This is a genomic window from Nioella aestuarii (assembly GCF_050896395.1).
GTDB classification, from domain to species: Bacteria; Pseudomonadota; Alphaproteobacteria; order Rhodobacterales; family Rhodobacteraceae; genus Nioella; species Nioella aestuarii.
In genome coordinates this window covers 54415-74749 of record NZ_JBPBBA010000006.1, presented here as the reverse complement: position 1 = coordinate 74749, position 20335 = coordinate 54415, and the positions used below count along the sequence as shown (strand labels likewise).

Genomic DNA, 20335 nt, shown 5'->3' with positions numbered 1-20335 from the left:
GCGGGCAACGCTACTGTTGCGGTTTTACATCAACTTCCGGCGGCGAGTCACGCGAATATCCAGATCGGTGATCTTCTTACGCAGCGTATTGCGGTTGATACCAAGAAGGTCGGCGCATTTCGCCTGATTGCCCCCCGTCGCATCGAGGGCGATCTCGATCAATGGCAGTTCCACCTCTCGCAGAATACGTGTGTACAAGCCCGGGGGCGGCAACACACCGCCATGCAGATCGAAATACCGCTTCAGATGCTTGGCGACGGAGGCCGACAGCTTTTCTCCGTCATTCGATCCGATCAACGGTTCAATCTCGGGCTGATTGCCCAGAACTGCCTCGACCTCTGGCTTGCCGATGACCTCGACCGGGCTCGTCACCGTCAGGCGGCGCACAGTGTTTTCCAGCTGACGAACATTACCCGGCCAGCTGTAGGCGCGGATCATTTCCATCGCGCCGGGCGAAATACGGCGCGTCGGAAGGCCGTCGCGCTCGGACCGGGCCAGGAAGTGCTCTGCCAGCAGCGGGATGTCATCCACCCTCTCGCGCAGGGCCGGAACCGCAATGGTCACGCCCGACAGGCGATAGAACAGATCCTGACGAAACGCTCCCGCCTCCATCCGTTCTGTCAGATCCTTCTGGCTGGTCGCCATGACGCGCGGCGCGCCTTCTCCGAACCCGTCCAACATGCGGACGATCTTGCCTTGGGAGGCATCGTCGAAATCCCCGATCTCGTCAAACATCAAGGATCCGTCCCGGACGCGGGACAACACCTGTTGCGGCCCATCCGGGGCGTCGAGGTCAGCGGCGGTTACTGTGACGAACGGCAATGTGCGCCGGTCGGAAAAATCGTGGATCGCGCGGCCGATCAGGCTTTTGCCCGTCCCGCTTTCACCGGTAATCAGGACCGGTAATTCGGCATTCATAACCCGCGCCACCAACCGGTAGAGCGCCTGCATTGTGGCCGTGCGTCCGACCAGCGGCAAATCTTCTTGCGGGGCATTGCCATTGGCCGCACCAGACGTGCGCGTCACGGGGGCGCGGCGCTTCAGCTCCAGCGCGCGGGCTGATCGCTTCATCAGGTCCGGCAGGTCGAAGGGCTTGGGCAGATAGTCATAGGCATCCGCTTCGGTTGCCTGAATGGCTGTCATGATGGTGTTTTGGGCCGAGATCACAATGACCGGAAGGCCGGGACGTTTCTCGCTGATCTTGGGCAGCATATCCAAGCCGTTCCCGTCAGGCATCATCACATCCGAGATCACAAGGTCACCCTTGCCCTCATCTACCCATCTCATGAGCGTCACAAGCGATGAGGTCGCATGGACCTTGCAACCCGCTCGGGTCAGGGCCTGCGTCAATACAGTTCGGATCGTGCGGTCATCATCGGCGACTAGTACGGTTCCATCCATGGTTGGTCGTCCTCAGCGGTCTTGCGGTTTGGCCGGGCGCGAAGGCGCGACCGGAAGAGAAATGCGAAACACGGTTCTGCCGGGTACGGAGTCCACCGCAATCCAGCCGTCGTGTTCGGCGATGATCTTGGACACCAGCGCCAGCCCCAGCCCGGTGCCGTTTTCCCGCCCGGATACGAACGGGTCAAAGATATGGGCGGCGATCTCTGGCTTGATGCCGGGGCCGTCGTCGCTGATTTCCACATGCAGCGGAACGGCGCCCCGCGTTCCGTCGGTGCGGCGCACCCTTAGGCCCGGCTCATAGAAGCTGCGCAGGCGGATCGTGCCGCCCTGCTGACCCGCCTCGGCGGCATTTTTCAACAGGTTCAGAAATACCTGCTGCAACTGATCCGGGTCGGCCATCGTCATCGGCAAAGACGGATCGTAGTCGTCCTCGATCTGCATATGGGCGGCAAAGCCCAAGGCGGCAGACTTCCTGGCGCGGTCCAGAATATCATGAATATTCGCCGGCTTGACAGCAGGGGGGCGGACATTTCCGAACTCTTCAACCTGGTCGAGCAGCTTCACAATGCGCCGGGTTTCGGCGACGATCAGATCGGTCAGTTCAAGGTCTTCACCGGACACCGACATGGAAATCAGCTGAGCCGCCCCGGTGATGCCTGCCAGCGGGTTCTTGATTTCATGTGCCAGCATCTCGGCCATGCCAATGGCCGATTTCGCTGCGGATTTGGAGGTCAGCGCCCGGTGCAGCTTGCCCGCCAGAGCGCGGCTTTCAAGCAAAACCAGAACGTGGTCGCCCTGTTCTGCCAAAGGCGCGATCTGTACATCGCAGCTTTCGGGTTTGCGGCTGCCGGTACCTACGTCGACCGCATTGACAAAAAGCGGTGCACGGCCGGACCGGACCCGCGCAAATGCCTCTTCGAGCGGTGCATCGACAAAGATCTTGTCCCAGACCGGACTGCCCTTAAGAGACCGGGCCGAGGCGTTTAGAAATTGTTCAGCAGCCGGATTCACATCGGCGATATGATCCTCTGCGTCGATGATCACCGCCGGAATCGGCAAAGAGGTCCAGAGCGTGGCCGTAAGGTCGATCATGCCGCCATCTCCTCAACTTCTGTCAGCATCCGGGGGATCAGCCGCAGCACGCGGGCCGGGTCGCTGGCGGTCAGCACCTCGCGACGAAGGGGTTTGGCAGTTCCTGCCTCGTCCATGTACCAGCCCAGATGTTTGCGCGACACCCGAACGCCGAGCACCTCTCCGTAAAAGGACAGCATTGCCTGATAGTGCTCCGCGATCATGTCGGCCAGCGCGTCGCCCTCGGGGATATCCGGCGCGGCGGCGTCAAAAAGGTCATGGGCGATCTGCTGCAACTGCCACGGCCGCCCCTGAGCGCCGCGCCCGACCATGACGCCATCAGCCCCGGAAAGGCGCAGCGCCTTGCCCGCCGTGTCGCTGTCGATGATGTCACCATTGGCAATCACCGGGATGCTCACGGCCTGTTTCACCGCACGGATCGCGGCCCAATCAGCAGCGCCTTTGTAGAACTGGCATCGAGTGCGCCCGTGAATGGTGATCATGCGGATACCCGCAGCCTCTGCCCGTCGCGCCAGATCCGGCGCATTCAACAGGTCGTCATCCCAGCCAAGCCGGGTTTTCAGCGTCACCGGAACGCTGACCGCCCCCACAACGGCCTCGATCAACCCAAGTGCGTGGTCGAGATCTTTCATCAGAGCCGAGCCGGAATAGCCGTTAACGACCTTTTTCGCCGGGCAGCCCATATTGATGTCGATGATCCGCGCGCCCTGCCCTTCGGCCAGCCGCGCCGCCTCTGCCATCCAGTATGCCTCGCGCCCGGCCAATTGCACTGCGGTGTTGTCCAATCCAAAACCCAGCTCTGCACGGGCGCGGACACTGGCCTTCGCCTCAACCATTTCCTGGCTGGCGACCATTTCCGACACGACAAGGCCCGCTCCGAAACCGGACACGAGGTTGCGAAACGGCAGATCGGTGATTCCGGCCAAAGGGGCCAGAAAAACCGGTGGGGCAAGAGGCTTATCTGCCAGCAAAATGGACAAGTGATTAATCCTTGAGCAGTCACCCCACGATGTAGGAGGTTTCAAAGGGGGTTGCAAAGGTTTCACGGACGAAACCTTCCATCGCGCATTGGTTGCTCAATTTTTAGGCAATCAAGAGCAGGATTTCAGCGACATTGTGCAGGGACAACTTTCGCCCTATCAGAACGGCATGACCCATGACGCCCCCAATCCCTCCAACCCGCGCGTGGCCGCCCTGATTGTGGCGGCAGGTCGGGGCTTGCGGGCGGGTGGCGATATTCCCAAGCAATATCAAAGGCTCGGGGATCAGATGGTGCTGACACGAACACTAAGGGCGCTCGCGTCTCATCCGCTGGTGCACGATCTCGTTGTTGTCCACCATCCTGACGACTCGGATCTTCTGGCACTGGCATTGGCTTCACTCGGACACCCTGTCATCACCACTCATGGCGGAGCGACCCGCGATGCGTCCGTCCGCGCCGGGCTGAATGTGGTGCCAGGCGATGCGGATTGCGTGCTGATCCATGACGCAGCTCGCCCCCTGGTTTCCCGGTGGGTTATCGACGGCGTGATTGCCGCGCTGTCGACCCATCCGGGCGCGGCCCCTGGCCTGCCGGTCGTAGATGCCCTTTGGCGAGGGGATCACAGGGTTGAGCGCATCGGTGCCCGTGATGGGCTTTACCGTGCCCAGACCCCGCAAGGCTTTCATCTTGCCGCCATCCGCGCCGCTCATGCCGCCCATCCCGGTGGAGCCGCCGACGACGTCGAAGTCGCATTGGCGCATGGGCTCGACATCGCCATCACGCCAGGTGACGAGGACAATCTGAAACTGACCCGGGTGCAGGATTTTACCCGCGCTGAACGACTACTGGAGGCGGAGAGAATGATCGACATTCGCACCGGAAATGGCTTTGACGTGCACCGTTTCGGCCCCGGCGATCATGTTTGGCTGTGTGGTGTAAAGATCCCCCACGATCACGGGCTGATTGGCCATTCCGATGCCGATGTGGGTTTGCACACGGTGACTGACGCGATCTACGGCGCGCTTGCTGAGGGCGATATCGGCACCCATTTTCCGCCATCTGATCCACAATGGAAAGGTGCGGAAAGCCACATTTTCCTGACCCATGCGGTTGATCTTGCAGCGGAAAAGGGATTTTCGATCAGCAATGTCGATCTCACCTTCCTGTGCGAACGGCCCAAGATCGGGCCCCATGCGCAGACCATGCGCGCTCGGCTGGCAGAGTTGTTGCGCATAGACCCTGACCGCATCTCTGCCAAGGCGACCACGACTGAACGGCTCGGCTTCACGGGCCGTGAAGAAGGCATCGCCGCCATGGCCACAGTCACATTGGTGAAAACATGAACCGTCTCATCGCCACCGTATTTTTCGTTGGCCTTTTGCGCCCTGCCCCCGGCACATGGGGCAGCCTTGCCGCCATACCGCTGGCCTATCTGCTACACCAGCTTGGCGGCTTCGTGGCCCTTGCGGCGGCTACGCTGATCGTGGCGATCGCAGGCTGGTGGGTGACGAACGAGCTGACCCGGAACAGTGCCGAAAAAGACCCGTCCGAGATCGTGATCGACGAGGTTCTGGGCATGTTCCTTGCGCTTTGGCCAGTGTCCTATGGTGCGATGATGGCGGGGACGGATTTCTTTGCACTTTGGCCCGGCGTGCTGACGGCGTTCCTTGCCTTCCGTCTGTTCGACATCTGGAAACCTGGCCCCGTAGGCCTTGCCGACCGGCGCGGCGATGCTCTTGGAGTGATGCTGGACGACGCCATTGCAGGCGGGCTTGCGATGATGGTTGTCGCGGTTCTGGCAGTGCTGGCGCATCTTCCGGGGCGGCTGTGATGCTAGCACAGACACTGCTGAACGAGGCCCGAGAAGGCTGTCACGTGATCGCCACGGCGGAAAGCTGCACAGGCGGGCTGGTTGCAGGGGAAATTACCAGCGTTGCGGGGTCGTCGGATATCTTCGACCGGGCCTTCGTGACCTACACGAACCGTGCAAAGGCGCAGATGCTGGGGGTCCAAACCGAGACGCTTCAAGAGTTTGGCGCCGTGTCTGAACAAGTCGCGAAAGAGATGGCGGCTGGTGCGCTTGCGAGGTCGCAGGCCACAATCGCGGTGTCGATCACTGGCATTGCAGGTCCAGGCGGGTCCGGCACGAAACCCGAGGGCCGTGTGTGCTTTGGCCTTGCCTGGGCAAACGGGCTGCGCACGGAAACAGTGGATTTCGGCGCTCTTGGCCGCGATCGGGTCCGCGTGGCGTCGGTTGATCACGCGCTGCAGATGATCCTTCACAGCATCAGACATGATGCGCACGAGTCTTTGGCAAAGCGCCGCATTTGCGCACAAGAATTACGCAGTTTGTGAATTGCCGCCTCTTTAACCGCTTCAAATGCCGGTTGCCTCTTTATTTATCTGCCTGCCTTCCGCTTTTCGGCGCTCAACCGCTGAAAAAACATGCTTGGGAAGGGACATTTCACCATGAACGGAGCAGATACAGCATGGATCATCGTCGCCACGGCGTTGGTTCTATTCATGACCTTGCCGGGACTGGCGCTCTTTTACGGCGGTCTGGTTCGGGCGCGCAACGTGCTCAGCGTCTTCATGCATTGCTACGCGATTGCCTGCCTGATGAGCACCCTGTGGCTGGCAGTTGGGTATTCCATTGCCTTCGGCGGATCAGGCAACGGGTTCTGGGGTGGGCTTGACCGCGCGTTCCTGAACGGTGTCACCGCCGACAGCTTGTCGGGCACCTTGCCAGAGGTTCTGTTCTTCGCCTTCCAGATGACCTTTGCAATCATCACCCCGGCGCTGATCGTCGGGGCCTATGTGGAACGGGTCGGTTTTGGCTTCGTCCTGCTGTTTTCCGCCCTTTGGATGCTCTTGTGCTATGCGCCGGTCGTGCATTGGGTCTGGGGCGGCGGCTTCCTGGCTGATGGCGGTATCTTCGGAGAGGTCGGCGTGCGCGACTTCGCCGGCGGCATCGTGGTGCATGAAACTGCAGGCCTCGCGGCCCTGATCATCGCGGCCTTCCTTGGCGCGCGCCGCCACACCACCACGCCGCCGCATAATCCCGGCTATGTGATGATCGGCGCGGCGATGCTGTGGGTAGGCTGGTTTGGCTTCAACGGCGGCTCGCAGCTGGCAGCCGATGGCGGCGCGGCCATGGCGCTGACCGTGACGCATATTTCTGCTGCCACCGCTTCGTTGACCTGGGGCCTGTGGGAAAAGATCAAATACGGCACCGTGTCCCTTGTGGGCGTCGTCACCGGCACCATCGCGGGTCTGGCCTCGATCACCCCGGCCTCTGGCTTCGTGGGGCCGATTGAGGCGCTGATCATCGGGGCCGTCGCTGGCATCCTCTGTCAGGAAGCGGTGAACTTCATTCGCAACAAGGCCAAGATCGACGACACGCTGGATGTCTTCGCGGTGCATGGCGTGGGCGGCATCTTCGGCACGATCATGATCGCGGTATTCGGCGCCGGTGCCTGGGCCGCACAGCTTGGCTCGCTGGTTATCGTCGGGGTTTACACCGCCATCGTGACAGTTGTTCTGGTGTTTGTCGTCAAGGCCATCACGCCCCTGCGCGTCGATGCAGAAACCGAGACCAACGGGCTCGATCTGACCGTCCATGGCGAACGGGCCTACGATATGTCGAGCTGATCTGACAGACCTGTCACAGCTTGCAAAGCGCCGCACCGATCTCTCCCGGTGCGGCGTTTTCATTTATCAGCGCATGTAGCGCGGCGACGCGATCCGCCCCAAGCAACGCCACCGCCTTGGCCCGCACCTTGGCCGCGCGGCTGGCCAGGGGCATCGCGGTCAACAGATCATGGTGGGCCTCTTGCGCGACCCCGTTCACGGAGATCAGAACGCGGGCGGCGGTTTCTGGCAGGGCCTGATCCGGAACAACCCGCACCTTGCCACGCAGCGCTGCAACCTGCGGATCACGGGCCAACGCTTCGGTGAAGCTTTCCAGCCGCGCCGTGTCGTGACCAAGCGCGGCCAGCGCCATGACGTGAGCGTAGGAGAACTTGGCCTCCAACCCGGTTCTGGGCGCGGCAATGTTGCAAACAGTCAGCCAGCGCGGATGGGTCTCGATCCTGATCTCGCTGATACCGTCCGGGTCCACTGGCAACAGGTCTGCCATAGCCTCCAAAGCGGCATGTAACCCGTGACAGCAGGCATGGAACTTGTGGCTGACCTGCTCGAATAGCCAGCTTTGCCCAAGCCCCTCCAGCGCCCCGAAATCCCCGGACCCGTGGTGGGTCTTCCCGAACCCCTGAGCATCCTCTAACCCCGCCCGGCGCGGGGCGAATCCATGGGCGACCAGCAAAGCGGCCTCTACCCCATTGGCCGCCGCAATGCCGGCATTATAAGGTTTTCCCATGGTTCCGAACTGAGATTTCAGCCCCGAGGCACGGGTGCCCAACAGGCCAATAACATCGGCCAGCGCCCCCTTATCCAACCCCAACAGCCGTCCCGCTGCCAGCCCCGCACCGATAGCGCCCGCGGTTGCGGTCTGATGAAACCCCGCCTGATAGTGCCCGCGCCCGAGCCAGAGGCCCGCGCGAACAGAGGCTTCGACGCCGATCAGCGCAGCCTCCTGTATCGCCCTGCCACTTGCACTGACCCGCTCCCCAAGGGCCAGCGCAGCCGGAATCACCGCCACCGATGGATGGCCAATATGGGCAAAATGGGTATCGTCATAGTCGAGCGCATGAGAGATCGTGCCATTGACCAGCGCCGCCATACGCGTCGGAACACGGGCCGTCATCCCGATCGCATGGGCCTGAGGCGCGCCGCCCTCTTCCTCTGCCAAGGACCGGATAACCCGCGCAACCGGTTCCTGCCGACCTGCGATCGCCACCGCGCACCAGTCGAGCAGCGACAGGCTCAGCACATCACGCGCGGTTTCGGCACTTTGGATCGGGGCAGCTGCGAAGGCGGCAAGCGCGTCTGTGAAGGGGGGTTCGGTCATGGGGCCTCTGCCAATGCGGGAAAGGATATCAGCGGTTTGCACAGCATAAAGCGCCCGCCGAGAGATGTGTCGTCAAATTCGTGCCAGCGCAGCCTCGGTCTCTGCTACCAGCCGGGTGATCACCTCTGCCGTCGTCTCGGCCCGCACCAACCCTGCCCCCTGCCCTGACCACAGGGCCACCGCATCCGGCAGCCCTGCCTTGGCAGATGCCGCGCGGATTGGGCCGGTTGCCACATTCATAAGGGGAAAGTCCGGCCAATCCGAATGGTCGGCCATCTGGCGCGAGAAATCATTAACCACGCCGCGCGCCAAGCGCCCCGAATATGCCCGTGTGGCCATGGTGTCATCGCCTGTTGCAGCGACGATTGCTTGCTTGTGAACCTCGGGGCTTGCGCATTCCGGCGTTGCCAGAAAGGCCGTACCCACCTGCACACCGGCCGCCCCCAACATCAGCGCTGCCGCCACGCCGCGCCCGTCAGCAATGCCTCCTGCGGCGACCACCGGCACGCTGACAGCATCAACCACGCGCGGAACGAGTGCCATGGTGCCCGTCAGATCGGCACCCTTTCGCGGCAGGAACCAGCCGTTATGCCCCCCGGCCTCCGCCCCCTGAGCCACGATGATGTCAGCGCCGTGATCTTCCAGCCAGCGGGCCTCTGCCGCAGAGGTCGCCGAGGACAGGATCAGAATGCCAGCCGCTTTCAGACGCTCTACCAAGATCGCATCCGGCAGGCCGAAATGGAACGATGCCACCGTCGGCCGACAGGTGATCACCGCTTCGCAGAAGAGCTCATCAAAAGCCGGGATCGTATCGGCGGGGGACTGCATCACGCCTGCACCCAACCGGTAATACCAGGGGGCCAGACGGGCCGCGACGACAGCATTCAGATCCTCATCGGGCACGGGCCTGTCATGGACAAAGAAATTCACGTTGAGGCTGCGGTTCGTCCCGGCCTGCGCGCTGCGCAGTTCCGCGGTCATCGTCTCGATCCCCATCATCGCGCAGCCGAGCGACCCCATGGCTCCAGCATTCGCCGCCGCCGCTGCCATGGCTGGTGTGGTGGCCCCGGCCATGGGGGCCTGGATGATCGGATAGTCGATGTTCAGAAGCCGCGTCAGCGGTGTATCACGCCAAGCCATGCGCAAACGCTAGCTGGCCATGCGCTATGCGTAAAGCACCTTTGCGCGGTCTTCAAACGCCTGCACGATCCGCATCATCGCCTCGTGAAAGAAGAGCCCCGCCGCACCTTGAAGGAGTTTGTTCTTGAACTCGAAATCCACGTCAAAACCAACCTCGCAACCGCCCTCCGGCATATCCCGGAACCGCCAATGCGATATCAGGTGCTTGAACGGACCATCGATATATTCCGTGTCGATCTCACTCATTTCGGGGCGCAGCGTCACGCGAGACCCAAACCGTTCCCGGAACATCTTGAAGCCCACCACCAGATCCGCCAGCATCTCGTCGCCGCCATCAATCGGCGTCACCGACCGCACCCGCGCGCCCATGATCCACGGGATGAACTGCGGATAGCGCGCCACATCGGCCACCAGATCATACATCTGGGCTGCACTGTAGGGCAGCAGACGGGTTTCGGCGTGGCTTGGCATCTGTCTTTTCCGGTTTCCTCGGGTGCACCCCATGTCCTAAAGTTCCTGCGAGAATTCAAGGGACAGGGGCGGTTTTGCCGCCTGAAAGGGGCGATATGGCGCAGAAACCTTACGTAGTGGACAAGATGATCTCGGCCAAGGCCATCGCGGCGCGGATCGAGGAACTTGCGCGAGAGATCGAACGCGCCTTCGCGGGCACCGACAAGCTGGTTGTCGTGGGGCTGTTGCGTGGCAGTTTCGTCTTCATCGCGGATCTGGTGCGGGAACTTAATCTGCCGGTGGAGGTCGATTTTCTCGAAACCTCCTCTTACGGCAGCGGCATGGAAAGCAGCCGCGAGGTGCGCATCCTGAAAGACATTCGGGGCGAGATCGAGGGCCGCGACGTGCTGGTGGTGGAAGATATCGTCGACACCGGCCACACGCTGAACCACGTGCTGCACTTGCTGGAAAGCCGTCATCCCCGCCGTCTGGAAACCATCGCGCTGCTCGACAAGCCCTCGCGCCGCGAAGTCGAAGTGAAAGCCACATGGACCGGGTTTGAGATCCCCGATGAATTTGTCGTCGGCTACGGCATCGACTACGCCCAGAACAACCGCAACCTCGGCCATATCGGCAAGGTCCGGTTCACGGAGGAGTGAGGGCAGCATTGGCCAAAGAAGTGCATTTTCGCACAAGGCAATTCTGCATTTTCGCACATCACCTGTGCAGATCACACCCGCGTGAGGCGAGTGTGAGGGCCTTGCGTGAAACCTCCTGATACCGCGATGCTGTGTGGCACCGCACGTTTTCACTAGGGAGTCCCCATGCGCATCTTCTCAAAATCCATTCTCGCTGCCGCAGCATTGACTTTGCCTCTGGCCGCCACGGTCCAGGGCGCGGGCCACGGCGACAATCCATATGCAGGCCATATCGCCGCCCGTCAGGGATACATGGATATCCTTGCCTTCAACATCGGTGTGCTTGGTGGCATGGCCCGCGGCAATGTCGACTATGACGCCGAGGCCGCACAGACCGCCGCCAACAATATCGCAGCGATGACCACCGTCGATGGCCGCCCCTTCTGGCCCGCAGGGTCCGACAATGCCGCGCTTGGCGATGCCACCCGCGCCCTTCCCGCGATCTGGGAAAACATGGGCGGCTTCGGTGAGGAATGGATGGCCCTTGGTGCCGCCGCCAGCGGCATGGCTGACGCGGCTGGTAACGGGCTGGAGGCGCTGCAAGGTGCAATCGGCCCGCTTGGAGCTTCTTGTGGCAGCTGCCACCGCAACTTCCGTCAATCCGACGAATAATCTAGACTTGGGGCTGCTCTGCACTTGCGCAGGGCCGCCCCAATCAAAGGCTGTTTTCACATGCGATTTCTCCGGTTTCTCCTCGGTCTTGCTATTCTGGGTGCCGCAATCGGCTGGTATCTAACCGCCCCTGCGCCGCTTTCAACGTCTGATATTCCCTCCCGCGAAGGGGATGCAGAACATGGAGAACTGGTGTTCTGGGCCGCCGGATGCGCCTCTTGCCACGCAGCCGAGGAAGCAGACGGGGAGGAGCGCCTGATCCTTGCCGGGGGCCGCGGCTTTCCTTCCGATTTCGGGACGTTCTATGCGCCCAATATCTCGATGGATGTCGAGAATGGCATAGGCAGCTGGTCAGAAGCCGACTTCCTAAACGCCGTCATGCGCGGGGTCAGCCCCGAGGGGCAGCACTACTTCCCCGCCTTTCCCTACACCACCTATGCCCGCGCGGGCATGACCGATTTGCAGGATCTTTGGGCCTTCATGCAGACCCTGCCCGCCGATACCACACCCTCGCGCGATCATGACGTGGGCTTTCCCTTTTCGATCCGCCGCTCGCTCGGGGGCTGGAAGCTGCTGTTTGCATCGGATGACTGGGTGATGCAGGGCGATGACCTGTCCCCAGAGGTGATGCGCGGGCGCTACCTTGTGGAATCGCTCGGTCATTGCGGTGAATGCCACACGCCTCGCAACGCTCTTGGCGGGTTGGACTATGCCAATTGGCTGGCCGGGGCACCGAACCCGTCAGGCGAGGGGCGTATTCCCAATATCACCCCCGCCGCACTGACCTGGTCAGCCTCTGACATCGCCAATTACCTGCGCGACGGGTTCACGCCCGAATTTGACAGCGCCGGCGGCGAAATGGCCGAAGTGATCCTGAACATGGCCCACCTGCCAGACGCCGACCGCGCCGCTATTGCGGCCTATCTTCAGGCACTGCCGCCCCTAGAGTGATCCAACCATCGCCCGCGCGTCGCTTTGCTGCGCGGGGCTAAGCACGCGTGCCAACCGGTTGCAGCGCCGAACATACTGCGCCTGCCGTTCTTCGTTCGTGGTGATCTCGACCGCACGCAGGCACAGCGCCAAACCGCGCACCGGATCGTGGTCAGGAAATGCGGGGTCGGAGACGACTTCGCCCATGTTTACGAAGGCCAGAGAGTCATTTTCGGCAAGCCCACGCTCGAACATCTCGGCCGCCCGCAGCAGGTCGCGCCCGCCGCCAACACCGTTGCGCAACATCAGACCAAGATCGCCAAAGGCCAGTTCCGCCTCGCGGTCCACCGCCAGCTCCATCATGCGACGGGCCTCGATTTCATCGACATAGCCAAGCTGCCCGTGCCAATACATGATCGCCAGCTCATAGGCCGCTTCCGCGTCCCCCTGATCAGCGGCAAGTTGATAGTAGTGGCGGGCCATTTCAGCGTCTTCCTCGACCCCGCGCCCGCCTTCATACATCGAGCCAAGGTTGTAATAGCCCGTCGTGCTGCCCTGTTCGGCCGCCAGCTGGAAATACGCCACGGCGCGTTCGTAATCGACCGGCAGACCGCCTTCGCCGTTGTCATAGTAATATCCAAGCCAGTTTGCCCCATAGGCGCTGCCCCGCTCGGCGGCCTCTTCATAAAGCGCAACGGCCTGAGACAAGTCCACCGGACCGCCTTCGCCCTCGCGCCACATGTCCGCCAGGTTTTCCAAAGCCCAAAGGGGCCCGTCATTTTCGTGGGCAAGAACATAGTAACGCCGCGCTTCAATCTGATCTTCCGCGACGCCTTCGCCATGGGCATACATCCAAGCCACATTGGCAGTGCCGTCTACATACCCTGCCTCATGGGAGCGGCGGAAATATTCCATCGCGCGACGGGAATCCGGGGTGCCGAAATGGCCCTCGAAATAGGATACGCCCAGATTGTTGTAGACACCGGCATAGCCCATGCCCTCGGCCCGCAACAACAGCGGAATGGCCAGATCCGGGCGCGGCTCCTGCCCGTCCCAGCCATCGAGATAGTGGTCGGCTAGATTGTTCAGCGCCTGCGGCAGATCCTGATCGGCAGCACCCTGATAATAGCTTGCCGCGCGGAATCCGTCCGCAGGCACCCCAAGGCCATTTTCGTAGAGAATGCCCATCATGTTCAGTGCCACGGCGTCACCTGAATTCGCCAGGGGCCGGGAAATCGCCAACGCTTGCGCGTAATCGCCATCGCGATAGGCCTGTATGGCATCGTCAGCGGTCTGCGCGTGAAGCGGGGTCGCAAGGCAAAGCATTGCGGCAACGGAAAGAGCTTTGATATTCATGATGGTCTCCTCCTGATTAGGGTCAATAGGTCGTCAGCAGCTCCTCCGTACGGCTGGCGACGGCCTCGACATCTTCATTCGCAAAACTCTCTGGCAGAGTTCCGCAATCCTCACTGTAGCGCGCGCGCTCCTCTGGGTTGGTCTCGCGCGTTATCGCCCAGTTACACCATGCATGGCCCTCGACCGGATCGGCGGCAGGATTGTCAGGGTTCAGCAAAAGGCTGGCCAGGTTCCAGGCCGCAAATGGATAGCCCAACCGCGCAGCCTGCTCATAAAGCGTGGCCGCAGCAGTCAGATCGGCCGGCCCAAGCAGCCCGGTTTCTTCCATGAAACCCAGATCGCTAATCGCCGACGGCACATTATCATCGGCAAGTATCCGCAACAGCCGACGCGCCTCGGCATGGTCCTGCGCAACACCTTCACCATCCCAGTACATGTAGGCCAGGTCCGACAGGGCGTCGGCATTCCCGCGTTCATAGGCAAGATGATAAAGCACCACCGCCCGGTCGATGTCGTCGGGAACGCTCGCATCCCCGTCCGACAGCAGATAGCCCAGATTTGCTGGCGCCCAGTCATGGCCCAATGCCGTGCCCTGTTCATAGGCCTCTGCCGCTGCAGCCGGGTCTGGGGACAGACCTGCCGCACCGTTCATCAGCAGAATACCAAGATCATTGCCCGCCCCGGCATACCCAAGCTCAATCGCCCGCCGATAGAGCGCAATCGCGCCAGGAATATCCTGTAGGCCACCCCGTCCTCGCTCCATCAAATAGGCCAGGTTACGGGTGCCTTGCGCATGGTCGAGTGCGGCCGCCTGTTCAAACAGGAGCCGCGCCTGAGTGTCGTCTTGTGGCACACCAAGCCCCTGGGCGAACAGCGCACCCAGATTGCTGTGCGCATCCGCAGACCCGCCATCCATGGCCAGACGGTAATGCTCGACGGCAGCGGCGTAATCTGGATCGCAAAAAGCACCTTCCTCGAACATGGCACCTAGCGTATTCAACGCTTCGGCATTGCCCGCTTCGGCGGCAGCCTCGGCCAGGTCACGGGCGCGGGCGAGGTTTCGCGGGGCGCCATTCACGCCCTTGTAGTAGATCCATGCCAGGTTCGACTGAGCAATCGCATATCCCTGCGCCGCAGCGGCTTCGTAATAGTCGAGCCCACGCTGCGTATCCTGCGCTACGCCTGAACCGTGGAAATAGATCACCCCGAGGATATTGAGCGCCGCGGGATCACCCGCCTCGGCCATCGGTTCAGACAATTGCCGTGCCGTCGCATAGTCGCCGGCTGAATAGGCCGCACGGGCATCTTCCAGCCAATCGGCATGGACCGTCAGGGGAAAAAGCAACAGAAAAACGACAGCAGCCGTCAGACGGACGCGAAAGCGGACCATGGCAAAACCTCCCTTAAATGCGGGAATGCTAGCGCAACATGGTGAAATCGCAAAACGCTTTGCCGTCAGTGGGTCAGGTGCACCGGCGCGTCGATATTGGGGCGGCGCAGGGCCAGAAGACGCAGCGCCTCCTCCGCCCGGCCCTGACGAATCTGTGCGTTCATCAAAGCGAATTCGAGAATGTCGCGCTGCGCCCGGCTGCCGCCAACCCGTTCCGATTGCGCCACCACCGGAATCAACCGAGCTTCGGCCCCCGCCCAATCCTGAGAGGCAATGGCGCGGAACGCCTCGGCGCATCCCGGAACCAGATCGCCAATCGGTCCTTTGGCATCGCTGATGATCCGGTCAAGCGCGTCTTTATTTCCACTCATGGCGTGGATCAGAGCCGCATGAATATCGACAAAGCCCATGCCTGGCTTGGGAAAGGCCTGAAGCGCATAATCCCCAAGCGTCTTCCAACGCTCCGCCCCGATCGCAACCCCGGCCAGAGACGCCCGGTAGTAAAGCGCCGCCAGATCAGTCACCACATTGATCGCAGGGCTTTGCGACACACCGGGGGCCAGATCCTCATCCACAACCCGCCACATCCCGGCTTCATCACCGCTGGCCATGGTCCATAGCGCCACGTGCCAATTGTTGTGGCAATGCATCAGACCGGCCCTGTCATAGCCGCGCATCCAGGTGCCTAGAAACGCCAACCCTTCGGCGCTTTCCCCGACCTCGTAGTAAAGATGCGCGCGGATATGGGCAGCGTGGGCGCTGTCCTTGTTGCCCGCAAGCGCCTGTTCGATCTGTATTTCCGCCTGCTGAAACTGTCCCAGTTCCAAATGGGCAAAGGCCATCTGCGCAGGGAACCACCAATCGCCCTCGTAATGCGGTGCAAGGTATTCGGCCACTGCCAGATGCTCAGCCTCGCGCCCGACCCGGCCAGAAAAGCCGATCAGGCTGAACACACCCAGAAGGGTCTGCGCGACAAGCGCGTCGCGGGGATATTCAAGGATATGCGCGCGGATCAGCGCATAGCCCTTTGCCGGACGCCCTTCGATCAAGTGGCCGAAAATCTCCAACTGCGCCGCTTCGCGCGGGGTCAGCGCGCAGTCGCACCCTCGCGCCGCATCAAGCGCCGCTTTCGATTGTGTCATGTGGCCAAAGCTTTGGTGATGTCGGGCCAAGGCAACATGGGCCGGGGTGAAATCGGGATCGGCGGCGAGTGCGGCTCGAAGCGCCTCTGTCACGCCGGATTGACCGGCAAGGAACAGGTCGACCCCATCCTGATAGGCACTGGCAGCCAGAGCGGAGTCTGTCGAAAGGTCCAATCCAAATCTGTCAAATTGCATATTGCACCTCTCGCATACAGTGAATGATCGCACCTTATCATGCCTGACACATAGCAGGTCATTTTCTGCTGCCTTGGAATGGCCCGCATGTCTCCTTCGTTCGTTCAACTTTGAAGGGTATTCGTTGTGCAGAGTAGTGTTGACGTGAGCTACGCTGATTAGGAGAGCAGAAAAATGTCATATGTTACAAACTATTTATCCGACGAAAGCGGCGCGGTTACGGTCGATTGGGTTGTCCTGACGGCCGGTCTGGTCGGCCTTGGCCTTGCCACAATGGCTGTGGTCAGTTCCGGTGTCGAAGACCTAAGCGGTGACGTCGGCAGCCAGATGGAAAACCAGGTCATCTCGACCAGCTTTGGTGGCGGCGGAGACGGATCCTGGACTTGGAGCGGCCGCACATCGCAGGACTACTACAACATCGGCGCAGGCCTCGCACCCGGCAACAATGGTGCCACCTATTACTGGGCGCAACAGGAAGCCATCGCCGATATGCCCGAAGGCTACAACTTCGACAGCCCACTGGTCGATCCGGCCACTGGCAACGTCGTCTACACGAGCAACGACGGCACGACCTACGCATCGGGCGGTGAATCATGGGCGATCGAAGATTATCCGGGCACGCCCGTTTATTGGGGCGCCTGATCCCCGACACGTACCCGCAAAAGAAAACCCCGGCCTTGCGCCGGGGTTGTTCGTTTCAGACCTGTCCCAGCTTCTTCAGCCGCGCTTCACGCAATCGAGCGAAGTCGTCACCCGCATGATAGCTCGATCGCGTCAGGGGGGTGGCCGAGACCATCAGGAAACCCTTGTTGTAGGCGGCCTTTTCATAGGCCTTGAATTCCTCGGGCGTTACAAACCGGTCGACCGCATGGTGCTTGGGCGTCGGTTGCAGGTACTGGCCAATGGTCAGGAAGTCGATATCGGCGGCGCGCATGTCCTCCATGACCTGAATCACCGCCTGCCTGTCCTCGCCCAGGCCCACCATGATGCCGGATTTGGTGAACATGGTCGGGTCCAGTTCCTTCACCCGCTGCAAGAGACGCAGCGAATGGAAGTAGCGGGCACCGGGACGCACCTCGGGGTAAAGGCCCGGCACGGTTTCAAGATTGTGGTTGAACACGTCAGGCTTTGCCGCAACCACGACCTCAAGCGCCTCGGGCGCGCAGCGGATGAAATCGGGCGTCAGAATCTCGATCGTCGTGCCGGGGCTGCGGTGGCGAATGGCGCGGATGGTCTGGGCGAAATGTTCAGCCCCGCCATCCTCGATATCGTCGCGATCGACGGAGGTGATCACCACGTGATTGAGCCCCAGTTTCTGAACCGCATCCGCGACACGGCCAGGCTCGAACACATCCAGATCCTCTGGCGGCTTACCGGTCGCGATGTTGCAGAAGGTGCAGGCGCGTGTGCAGACCTCGCCCATGATCATCATGGTGGCGTGGCCCTGGCTCCAGCATTCACCGGCATTGGGGCAGCCCGCCTCTTCGCAGACTGTCACCAGCTTGTGCTCTCGCATGATCTTGTGGGTTTTCTTGTACCCTTCGCCAACAGGCGCCTTGACCCGAATCCAAGACGGTTTCTTGGGCTGCGGGTTGTCCGGGCGGCGTGCCTTTTCGGGGTGGCGCTGTTCGGGGATCTTGAGATCGCGCATCGGGTGTTCCTCCAACTGCAAACTATTTAACGCTAAACAATCCAAAAGTAACCCCACAGAAGGCGGGAAGCGGCTATGCAAATCTGCGATTCCTTGGCGCAGGGTGCGGTTGTCATTGCCAACCACTGCGGTCAGACTGCCTGTGCAATCAGGGGGGACCGCAATGGCCATCAACTGGGCGAAGCACCGCACGCAAGATCATCATATCACGCGCGCGCAGGAGTTTCTCAAGCAGATCGTCTATGGCGGCAATGACGGTATTGTCACCACCTTCGCCATCGTCGCAGGCTTTGCCGGGGCCTCTGCCGAAAACACCGCGCAGATTGGCGCGCTGGCCGTTTTGGTCTTCGGTTTGGCAAACCTTTTCGCCGACGGGGTGTCGATGGGGCTGGGAGAATTCCTTTCAGGCCGGTCGCAACGCGATCTCTACAACACGCGCCGAAGGATGGAGTTGCAGGAACTCGTCACCGACCCGGTCGGAGAGCAGGCCGAGCTGCAACAGATGCTGAGGGAACGTGGCATGGCGGGGGACGATGCAGACAAGGTTGCCATCATCCTGATGCGCAACCATGATTTTGCCGCCGATCTGATGATGGCTTATGAATTCGAGATGACGGACCCGCGCAGCACCAATCCCGTCGGCGACGGGCTGTCGACCTTTGCCGCTTTCATCACGCTCGGATCGGTCCCGCTTGCCCCCTATCTGATCGGCATGGAAACGACTCTGGCCTTCCCCGTCTCTGTCGCCGCGACCTTCCTGGCGCTGTTCGGTCTTGGGGCTCTGCGGTGGCGCGTGACGCGGGAATCGGCACTCCGCTGTATTGGCGAAACGGTCATCGTCGGCGGCATCTGCGCATTTGTGGCCTATGGAGTCGGGGCTCTGGTTGGCGGCTAATCGCTTGCAATGCCGGGCAAAACCGGCAGGCTGCTTGGCAACCCGCAAGAGGATACCAGATGACCGCCCGCGAACAGATCACCGCCCGAGCCGCAGCACCGGAGACACTTGAACATTACGTGAGGGAGCTGGCCAGGCTTGTTGCCTTCCCCACTGAACCTGGCGGCAATGAGGCCCATACCACCTGCCTGAAGCATATTGCCGGGCTGATGGCTGGCCATGGCTTCGTCGCCCGCTGGATCGAAGGCGACCACCCGCCTGCCCTGGTGCTGTCCCGCCATGAAGGCGACGACCTGCCGACGATCCTTGGCTACGGACATGCCGATACTGTTCCGGGGATGGAGGGGCGCTGGCGCGACGGGCTGGACCCTTGGGTGCTGACCGAACGTGACGGGAGGATTTACGGGCGCGGCGTGGCGGATAACAAGGGCCAACTGCTGGTCAACCTGACCGCGCTTCGGCTGGTGCTGGAGGAAAAAGGCGCGCTTGGGTTCAACTGCCACATGCTGGTGGAAATGGGCGAGGAGGTTGGATCACCGAGGCTGGATGCGATCTGTGCGGGGCTGAAGGACGATCTGAAGGCAGACCTCGTGCTGGCTTCTGACGGGCCGCGCCTGTCTCAGGATCAACCGACCGTGTTTCTTGGCGCGCGTGGGTCTGTGACGGTGAAGCTGTCGATCCGACATCGAGAGGCTGGTCGCCATTCCGGCAATTTCGGCGGGCTTCTGCGCAATCCCGGCACCGAGTTGGCACATGCGCTGACCTGCATCATCGGCCCGCACGGCGAATGCCTTGTTCCCGGCTGGACGCCCGACAATGTGCCTGAGGCGACCCGCAAAATCCTGTCTGGCATCACCCCGGCGGGCGGAGAGATTGACGCCGGATGGGGCACCCCCGGCCTGACCCCTGCTGAACGCGTGTTCGCATGGTCGGCGGTCGAGGTTCTGGCCTTCACCTGCGGCACGCCCGAGCGGCCCGTTAACGCGATCCCGCCAGAGGCCCACGCCCATATCCAACTGCGTCATGTCACCGGGCTAAACCCCGACACGATCCTGCCCGCGCTCCGAACACATCTGGATGCGAATGGATATGACTACGTGCAAATCAAGGAACCCGACGCCCGCTTCCCGGCCTCGTCCACGCCGCCCGATCATCCCTTTGCCCGGTTCGCCTGCGCGTCCATCGCGCGCACCACCGGGGCCGAACCTGTACTGCTGCCATCGCTTGGCGGGTCACTGCCCAACCACGTCTTTACCGACACCCTCGGCCTTCCCGCCGTCTGGGTGCCGCACAGCTACCCCGGGTGCAGCCAACATGCGCCGGACGAGCATCTGCCCAAGGCGATGATCCCCGGGGCCATCACGTTAATGGCAGGGCTTTACCACGATATCGGCGCCTCCTCGCGCGCCGATCTGGGGCTGGACTAGGC

General features: G+C 61.7%; 20 protein-coding genes. 10 read left to right on the top strand and 10 right to left on the bottom strand.

Going from position 1 to position 20335, the window contains the following annotated elements; genetic code table 11:
• Positions 1 to 24: 24 nt before the first annotated feature.
• From ACROHD_RS06085 to dusB, 3 genes are read right to left on the bottom strand one after another with little or no spacing between them, the layout of a single operon-like run.
• Positions 25 to 1401, bottom strand: a complete 1377-nt coding sequence (locus ACROHD_RS06085; protein WP_432676472.1) for a response regulator — start codon at positions 1399 to 1401, stop codon at positions 25 to 27.
• Positions 1402 to 1413: 12 nt separating this feature from the next.
• Positions 1414 to 2496 carry a two-component system sensor histidine kinase NtrB gene (locus ACROHD_RS06080; RefSeq protein WP_432676471.1) on the bottom strand — a complete coding sequence of 361 codons (1083 nt, stop codon included), beginning with the start codon at positions 2494 to 2496 and terminating at the stop codon, positions 1414 to 1416.
• Positions 2493 to 3476, bottom strand: a complete 984-nt coding sequence (dusB, locus tag ACROHD_RS06075) for a tRNA dihydrouridine synthase DusB (protein ID WP_432676470.1) — start codon at positions 3474 to 3476, stop codon at positions 2493 to 2495. Before dusB ends, ACROHD_RS06080 begins: the two co-directional genes overlap by 4 nt.
• Positions 3477 to 3645: 169 nt before the next feature.
• On the opposite strand from dusB, the gene ACROHD_RS06070 reads away from it, so the two are divergent.
• From ACROHD_RS06070 to ACROHD_RS06055, 4 genes are all read left to right on the top strand, one after another.
• A complete protein-coding gene (locus ACROHD_RS06070) occupies positions 3646 to 4821 on the top strand; it encodes a bifunctional 2-C-methyl-D-erythritol 4-phosphate cytidylyltransferase/2-C-methyl-D-erythritol 2,4-cyclodiphosphate synthase (RefSeq protein ID WP_432676469.1) in 1176 nt (391 codons plus the stop codon).
• Positions 4818 to 5309: a phosphatidylglycerophosphatase A family protein gene (locus tag ACROHD_RS06065; RefSeq protein WP_432676468.1), complete on the top strand. Its 492-nt coding sequence runs from the start codon at positions 4818 to 4820 to the stop codon at positions 5307 to 5309. Before ACROHD_RS06070 ends, ACROHD_RS06065 begins: the two co-directional genes overlap by 4 nt.
• The gene (locus ACROHD_RS06060; protein ID WP_432676467.1) at positions 5309 to 5833 is read left to right on the top strand and encodes a CinA family protein; all 525 of its coding nucleotides are present in this window, start codon (positions 5309 to 5311) and stop codon (positions 5831 to 5833) included. The genes ACROHD_RS06065 and ACROHD_RS06060 overlap by 1 nt, the downstream gene beginning before the upstream one ends.
• 114 nt (positions 5834 to 5947) lie before the next feature.
• Positions 5948 to 7129: an ammonium transporter gene (locus ACROHD_RS06055; RefSeq protein ID WP_432676466.1), complete on the top strand. Its 1182-nt coding sequence runs from the start codon at positions 5948 to 5950 to the stop codon at positions 7127 to 7129.
• 13 nt (positions 7130 to 7142) lie between these two features.
• Here ACROHD_RS06055 and ACROHD_RS06050 read toward each other — a convergent pair whose 3' ends face one another.
• The 3 genes from ACROHD_RS06050 to ACROHD_RS06040 all read right to left on the bottom strand — a co-directional run bounded on the left by ACROHD_RS06050 (position 7143) and on the right by ACROHD_RS06040 (position 10058).
• Positions 7143 to 8447: an MmgE/PrpD family protein gene (locus ACROHD_RS06050; protein WP_432676465.1), complete on the bottom strand. Its 1305-nt coding sequence runs from the start codon at positions 8445 to 8447 to the stop codon at positions 7143 to 7145.
• 72 nt (positions 8448 to 8519) lie between these two features.
• The gene (locus tag ACROHD_RS06045; RefSeq protein WP_432676464.1) at positions 8520 to 9587 is read right to left on the bottom strand and encodes an NAD(P)H-dependent flavin oxidoreductase; all 1068 of its coding nucleotides are present in this window, start codon (positions 9585 to 9587) and stop codon (positions 8520 to 8522) included.
• Between the two features lie 24 nt (positions 9588 to 9611).
• Positions 9612 to 10058 (bottom strand): type II toxin-antitoxin system RatA family toxin, encoded by a 447-nt coding sequence (locus tag ACROHD_RS06040; protein WP_432676463.1) that lies wholly within the window; start codon positions 10056 to 10058, stop codon positions 9612 to 9614.
• Between the two features lie 95 nt (positions 10059 to 10153).
• On the opposite strand from ACROHD_RS06040, the gene hpt reads away from it, so the two are divergent.
• The 3 genes from hpt to ACROHD_RS06025 all read left to right on the top strand — a co-directional run bounded on the left by hpt (position 10154) and on the right by ACROHD_RS06025 (position 12298).
• The gene (gene hpt / locus ACROHD_RS06035) at positions 10154 to 10696 is read left to right on the top strand and encodes a hypoxanthine phosphoribosyltransferase (protein ID WP_432676462.1); all 543 of its coding nucleotides are present in this window, start codon (positions 10154 to 10156) and stop codon (positions 10694 to 10696) included.
• A gap of 165 nt (positions 10697 to 10861) precedes the next feature.
• Positions 10862 to 11347 (top strand): c-type cytochrome, encoded by a 486-nt coding sequence (locus ACROHD_RS06030; protein ID WP_432676461.1) that lies wholly within the window; start codon positions 10862 to 10864, stop codon positions 11345 to 11347.
• A 60-nt stretch (positions 11348 to 11407) separates the two neighbouring features.
• The gene (locus ACROHD_RS06025) at positions 11408 to 12298 is read left to right on the top strand and encodes a c-type cytochrome (RefSeq protein WP_432676460.1); all 891 of its coding nucleotides are present in this window, start codon (positions 11408 to 11410) and stop codon (positions 12296 to 12298) included.
• Here ACROHD_RS06025 and ACROHD_RS06020 read toward each other — a convergent pair.
• The 3 genes from ACROHD_RS06020 to ACROHD_RS06010 all read right to left on the bottom strand — a co-directional run bounded on the left by ACROHD_RS06020 (position 12290) and on the right by ACROHD_RS06010 (position 16360).
• Complete coding sequence (locus tag ACROHD_RS06020) at positions 12290 to 13633, bottom strand: SEL1-like repeat protein (RefSeq protein ID WP_432676459.1); 1344 nt, start codon at positions 13631 to 13633, stop codon at positions 12290 to 12292. The two genes, ACROHD_RS06025 and ACROHD_RS06020, sit on opposite strands and share 9 nt — an antisense overlap.
• Before the next feature lie 22 nt (positions 13634 to 13655).
• Complete coding sequence (locus ACROHD_RS06015; RefSeq protein WP_432676458.1) at positions 13656 to 15023, bottom strand: tetratricopeptide repeat protein; 1368 nt, start codon at positions 15021 to 15023, stop codon at positions 13656 to 13658.
• A gap of 65 nt (positions 15024 to 15088) precedes the next feature.
• Positions 15089 to 16360, bottom strand: a complete 1272-nt coding sequence (locus ACROHD_RS06010) for a tetratricopeptide repeat protein (protein WP_432676457.1) — start codon at positions 16358 to 16360, stop codon at positions 15089 to 15091.
• A 174-nt stretch (positions 16361 to 16534) separates the two neighbouring features.
• Between ACROHD_RS06010 and ACROHD_RS06005 the strand changes: the two genes are divergently transcribed.
• Positions 16535 to 17002, top strand: a complete 468-nt coding sequence (locus ACROHD_RS06005) for a hypothetical protein (RefSeq protein ID WP_432676456.1) — start codon at positions 16535 to 16537, stop codon at positions 17000 to 17002.
• 55 nt (positions 17003 to 17057) lie between these two features.
• Here the strand turns inward: ACROHD_RS06005 and lipA are convergent, their stop codons facing one another.
• The gene (gene lipA / locus ACROHD_RS06000) at positions 17058 to 18011 is read right to left on the bottom strand and encodes a lipoyl synthase (RefSeq protein ID WP_432676455.1); all 954 of its coding nucleotides are present in this window, start codon (positions 18009 to 18011) and stop codon (positions 17058 to 17060) included.
• 163 nt (positions 18012 to 18174) lie between these two features.
• On the opposite strand from lipA, the gene ACROHD_RS05995 reads away from it, so the two are divergent.
• Both ACROHD_RS05995 and ACROHD_RS05990 read left to right on the top strand, forming a co-directional pair.
• Positions 18175 to 18906 (top strand): VIT1/CCC1 transporter family protein, encoded by a 732-nt coding sequence (locus ACROHD_RS05995; RefSeq protein ID WP_432676454.1) that lies wholly within the window; start codon positions 18175 to 18177, stop codon positions 18904 to 18906.
• 59 nt (positions 18907 to 18965) lie between these two features.
• Complete coding sequence (locus tag ACROHD_RS05990) at positions 18966 to 20333, top strand: M20/M25/M40 family metallo-hydrolase (RefSeq protein ID WP_432676453.1); 1368 nt, start codon at positions 18966 to 18968, stop codon at positions 20331 to 20333.
• Positions 20334 to 20335: the final 2 nt, after the last annotated feature.

What these genes read in the sequence shown, in the direction of transcription:
- ACROHD_RS06085 (WP_432676472.1), bottom strand. Translation starts at nt 1,401, where the DNA reads ATGGATGGAACCGTACTAGTCGCCGATGATGACCGCACGATCCGAACT.
- ACROHD_RS06080 (WP_432676471.1), bottom strand. Translation starts at nt 2,496, where the DNA reads ATGATCGACCTTACGGCCACGCTCTGGACCTCTTTGCCGATTCCGGCG.
- ACROHD_RS06070 (WP_432676469.1), top strand. Translation starts at nt 3,646, where the DNA reads ATGACCCATGACGCCCCCAATCCCTCCAACCCGCGCGTGGCCGCCCTG.
- ACROHD_RS06065 (WP_432676468.1), top strand. Translation starts at nt 4,818, where the DNA reads ATGAACCGTCTCATCGCCACCGTATTTTTCGTTGGCCTTTTGCGCCCT.
- ACROHD_RS06060 (WP_432676467.1), top strand. Translation starts at nt 5,309, where the DNA reads ATGCTAGCACAGACACTGCTGAACGAGGCCCGAGAAGGCTGTCACGTG.
- ACROHD_RS06055 (WP_432676466.1), top strand. Translation starts at nt 5,948, where the DNA reads ATGAACGGAGCAGATACAGCATGGATCATCGTCGCCACGGCGTTGGTT.
- ACROHD_RS06050 (WP_432676465.1), bottom strand. Translation starts at nt 8,447, where the DNA reads ATGACCGAACCCCCCTTCACAGACGCGCTTGCCGCCTTCGCAGCTGCC.
- ACROHD_RS06045 (WP_432676464.1), bottom strand. Translation starts at nt 9,587, where the DNA reads ATGGCTTGGCGTGATACACCGCTGACGCGGCTTCTGAACATCGACTAT.
- ACROHD_RS06040 (WP_432676463.1), bottom strand. Translation starts at nt 10,058, where the DNA reads ATGCCAAGCCACGCCGAAACCCGTCTGCTGCCCTACAGTGCAGCCCAG.
- hpt (WP_432676462.1), top strand. Translation starts at nt 10,154, where the DNA reads ATGGCGCAGAAACCTTACGTAGTGGACAAGATGATCTCGGCCAAGGCC.
- ACROHD_RS06030 (WP_432676461.1), top strand. Translation starts at nt 10,862, where the DNA reads ATGCGCATCTTCTCAAAATCCATTCTCGCTGCCGCAGCATTGACTTTG.
- ACROHD_RS06025 (WP_432676460.1), top strand. Translation starts at nt 11,408, where the DNA reads ATGCGATTTCTCCGGTTTCTCCTCGGTCTTGCTATTCTGGGTGCCGCA.
- ACROHD_RS06020 (WP_432676459.1), bottom strand. Translation starts at nt 13,633, where the DNA reads ATGAATATCAAAGCTCTTTCCGTTGCCGCAATGCTTTGCCTTGCGACC.
- ACROHD_RS06015 (WP_432676458.1), bottom strand. Translation starts at nt 15,023, where the DNA reads ATGGTCCGCTTTCGCGTCCGTCTGACGGCTGCTGTCGTTTTTCTGTTG.
- ACROHD_RS06010 (WP_432676457.1), bottom strand. Translation starts at nt 16,360, where the DNA reads ATGCAATTTGACAGATTTGGATTGGACCTTTCGACAGACTCCGCTCTG.
- ACROHD_RS06005 (WP_432676456.1), top strand. Translation starts at nt 16,535, where the DNA reads ATGTCATATGTTACAAACTATTTATCCGACGAAAGCGGCGCGGTTACG.
- lipA (WP_432676455.1), bottom strand. Translation starts at nt 18,011, where the DNA reads ATGCGCGATCTCAAGATCCCCGAACAGCGCCACCCCGAAAAGGCACGC.
- ACROHD_RS05995 (WP_432676454.1), top strand. Translation starts at nt 18,175, where the DNA reads ATGGCCATCAACTGGGCGAAGCACCGCACGCAAGATCATCATATCACG.
- ACROHD_RS05990 (WP_432676453.1), top strand. Translation starts at nt 18,966, where the DNA reads ATGACCGCCCGCGAACAGATCACCGCCCGAGCCGCAGCACCGGAGACA.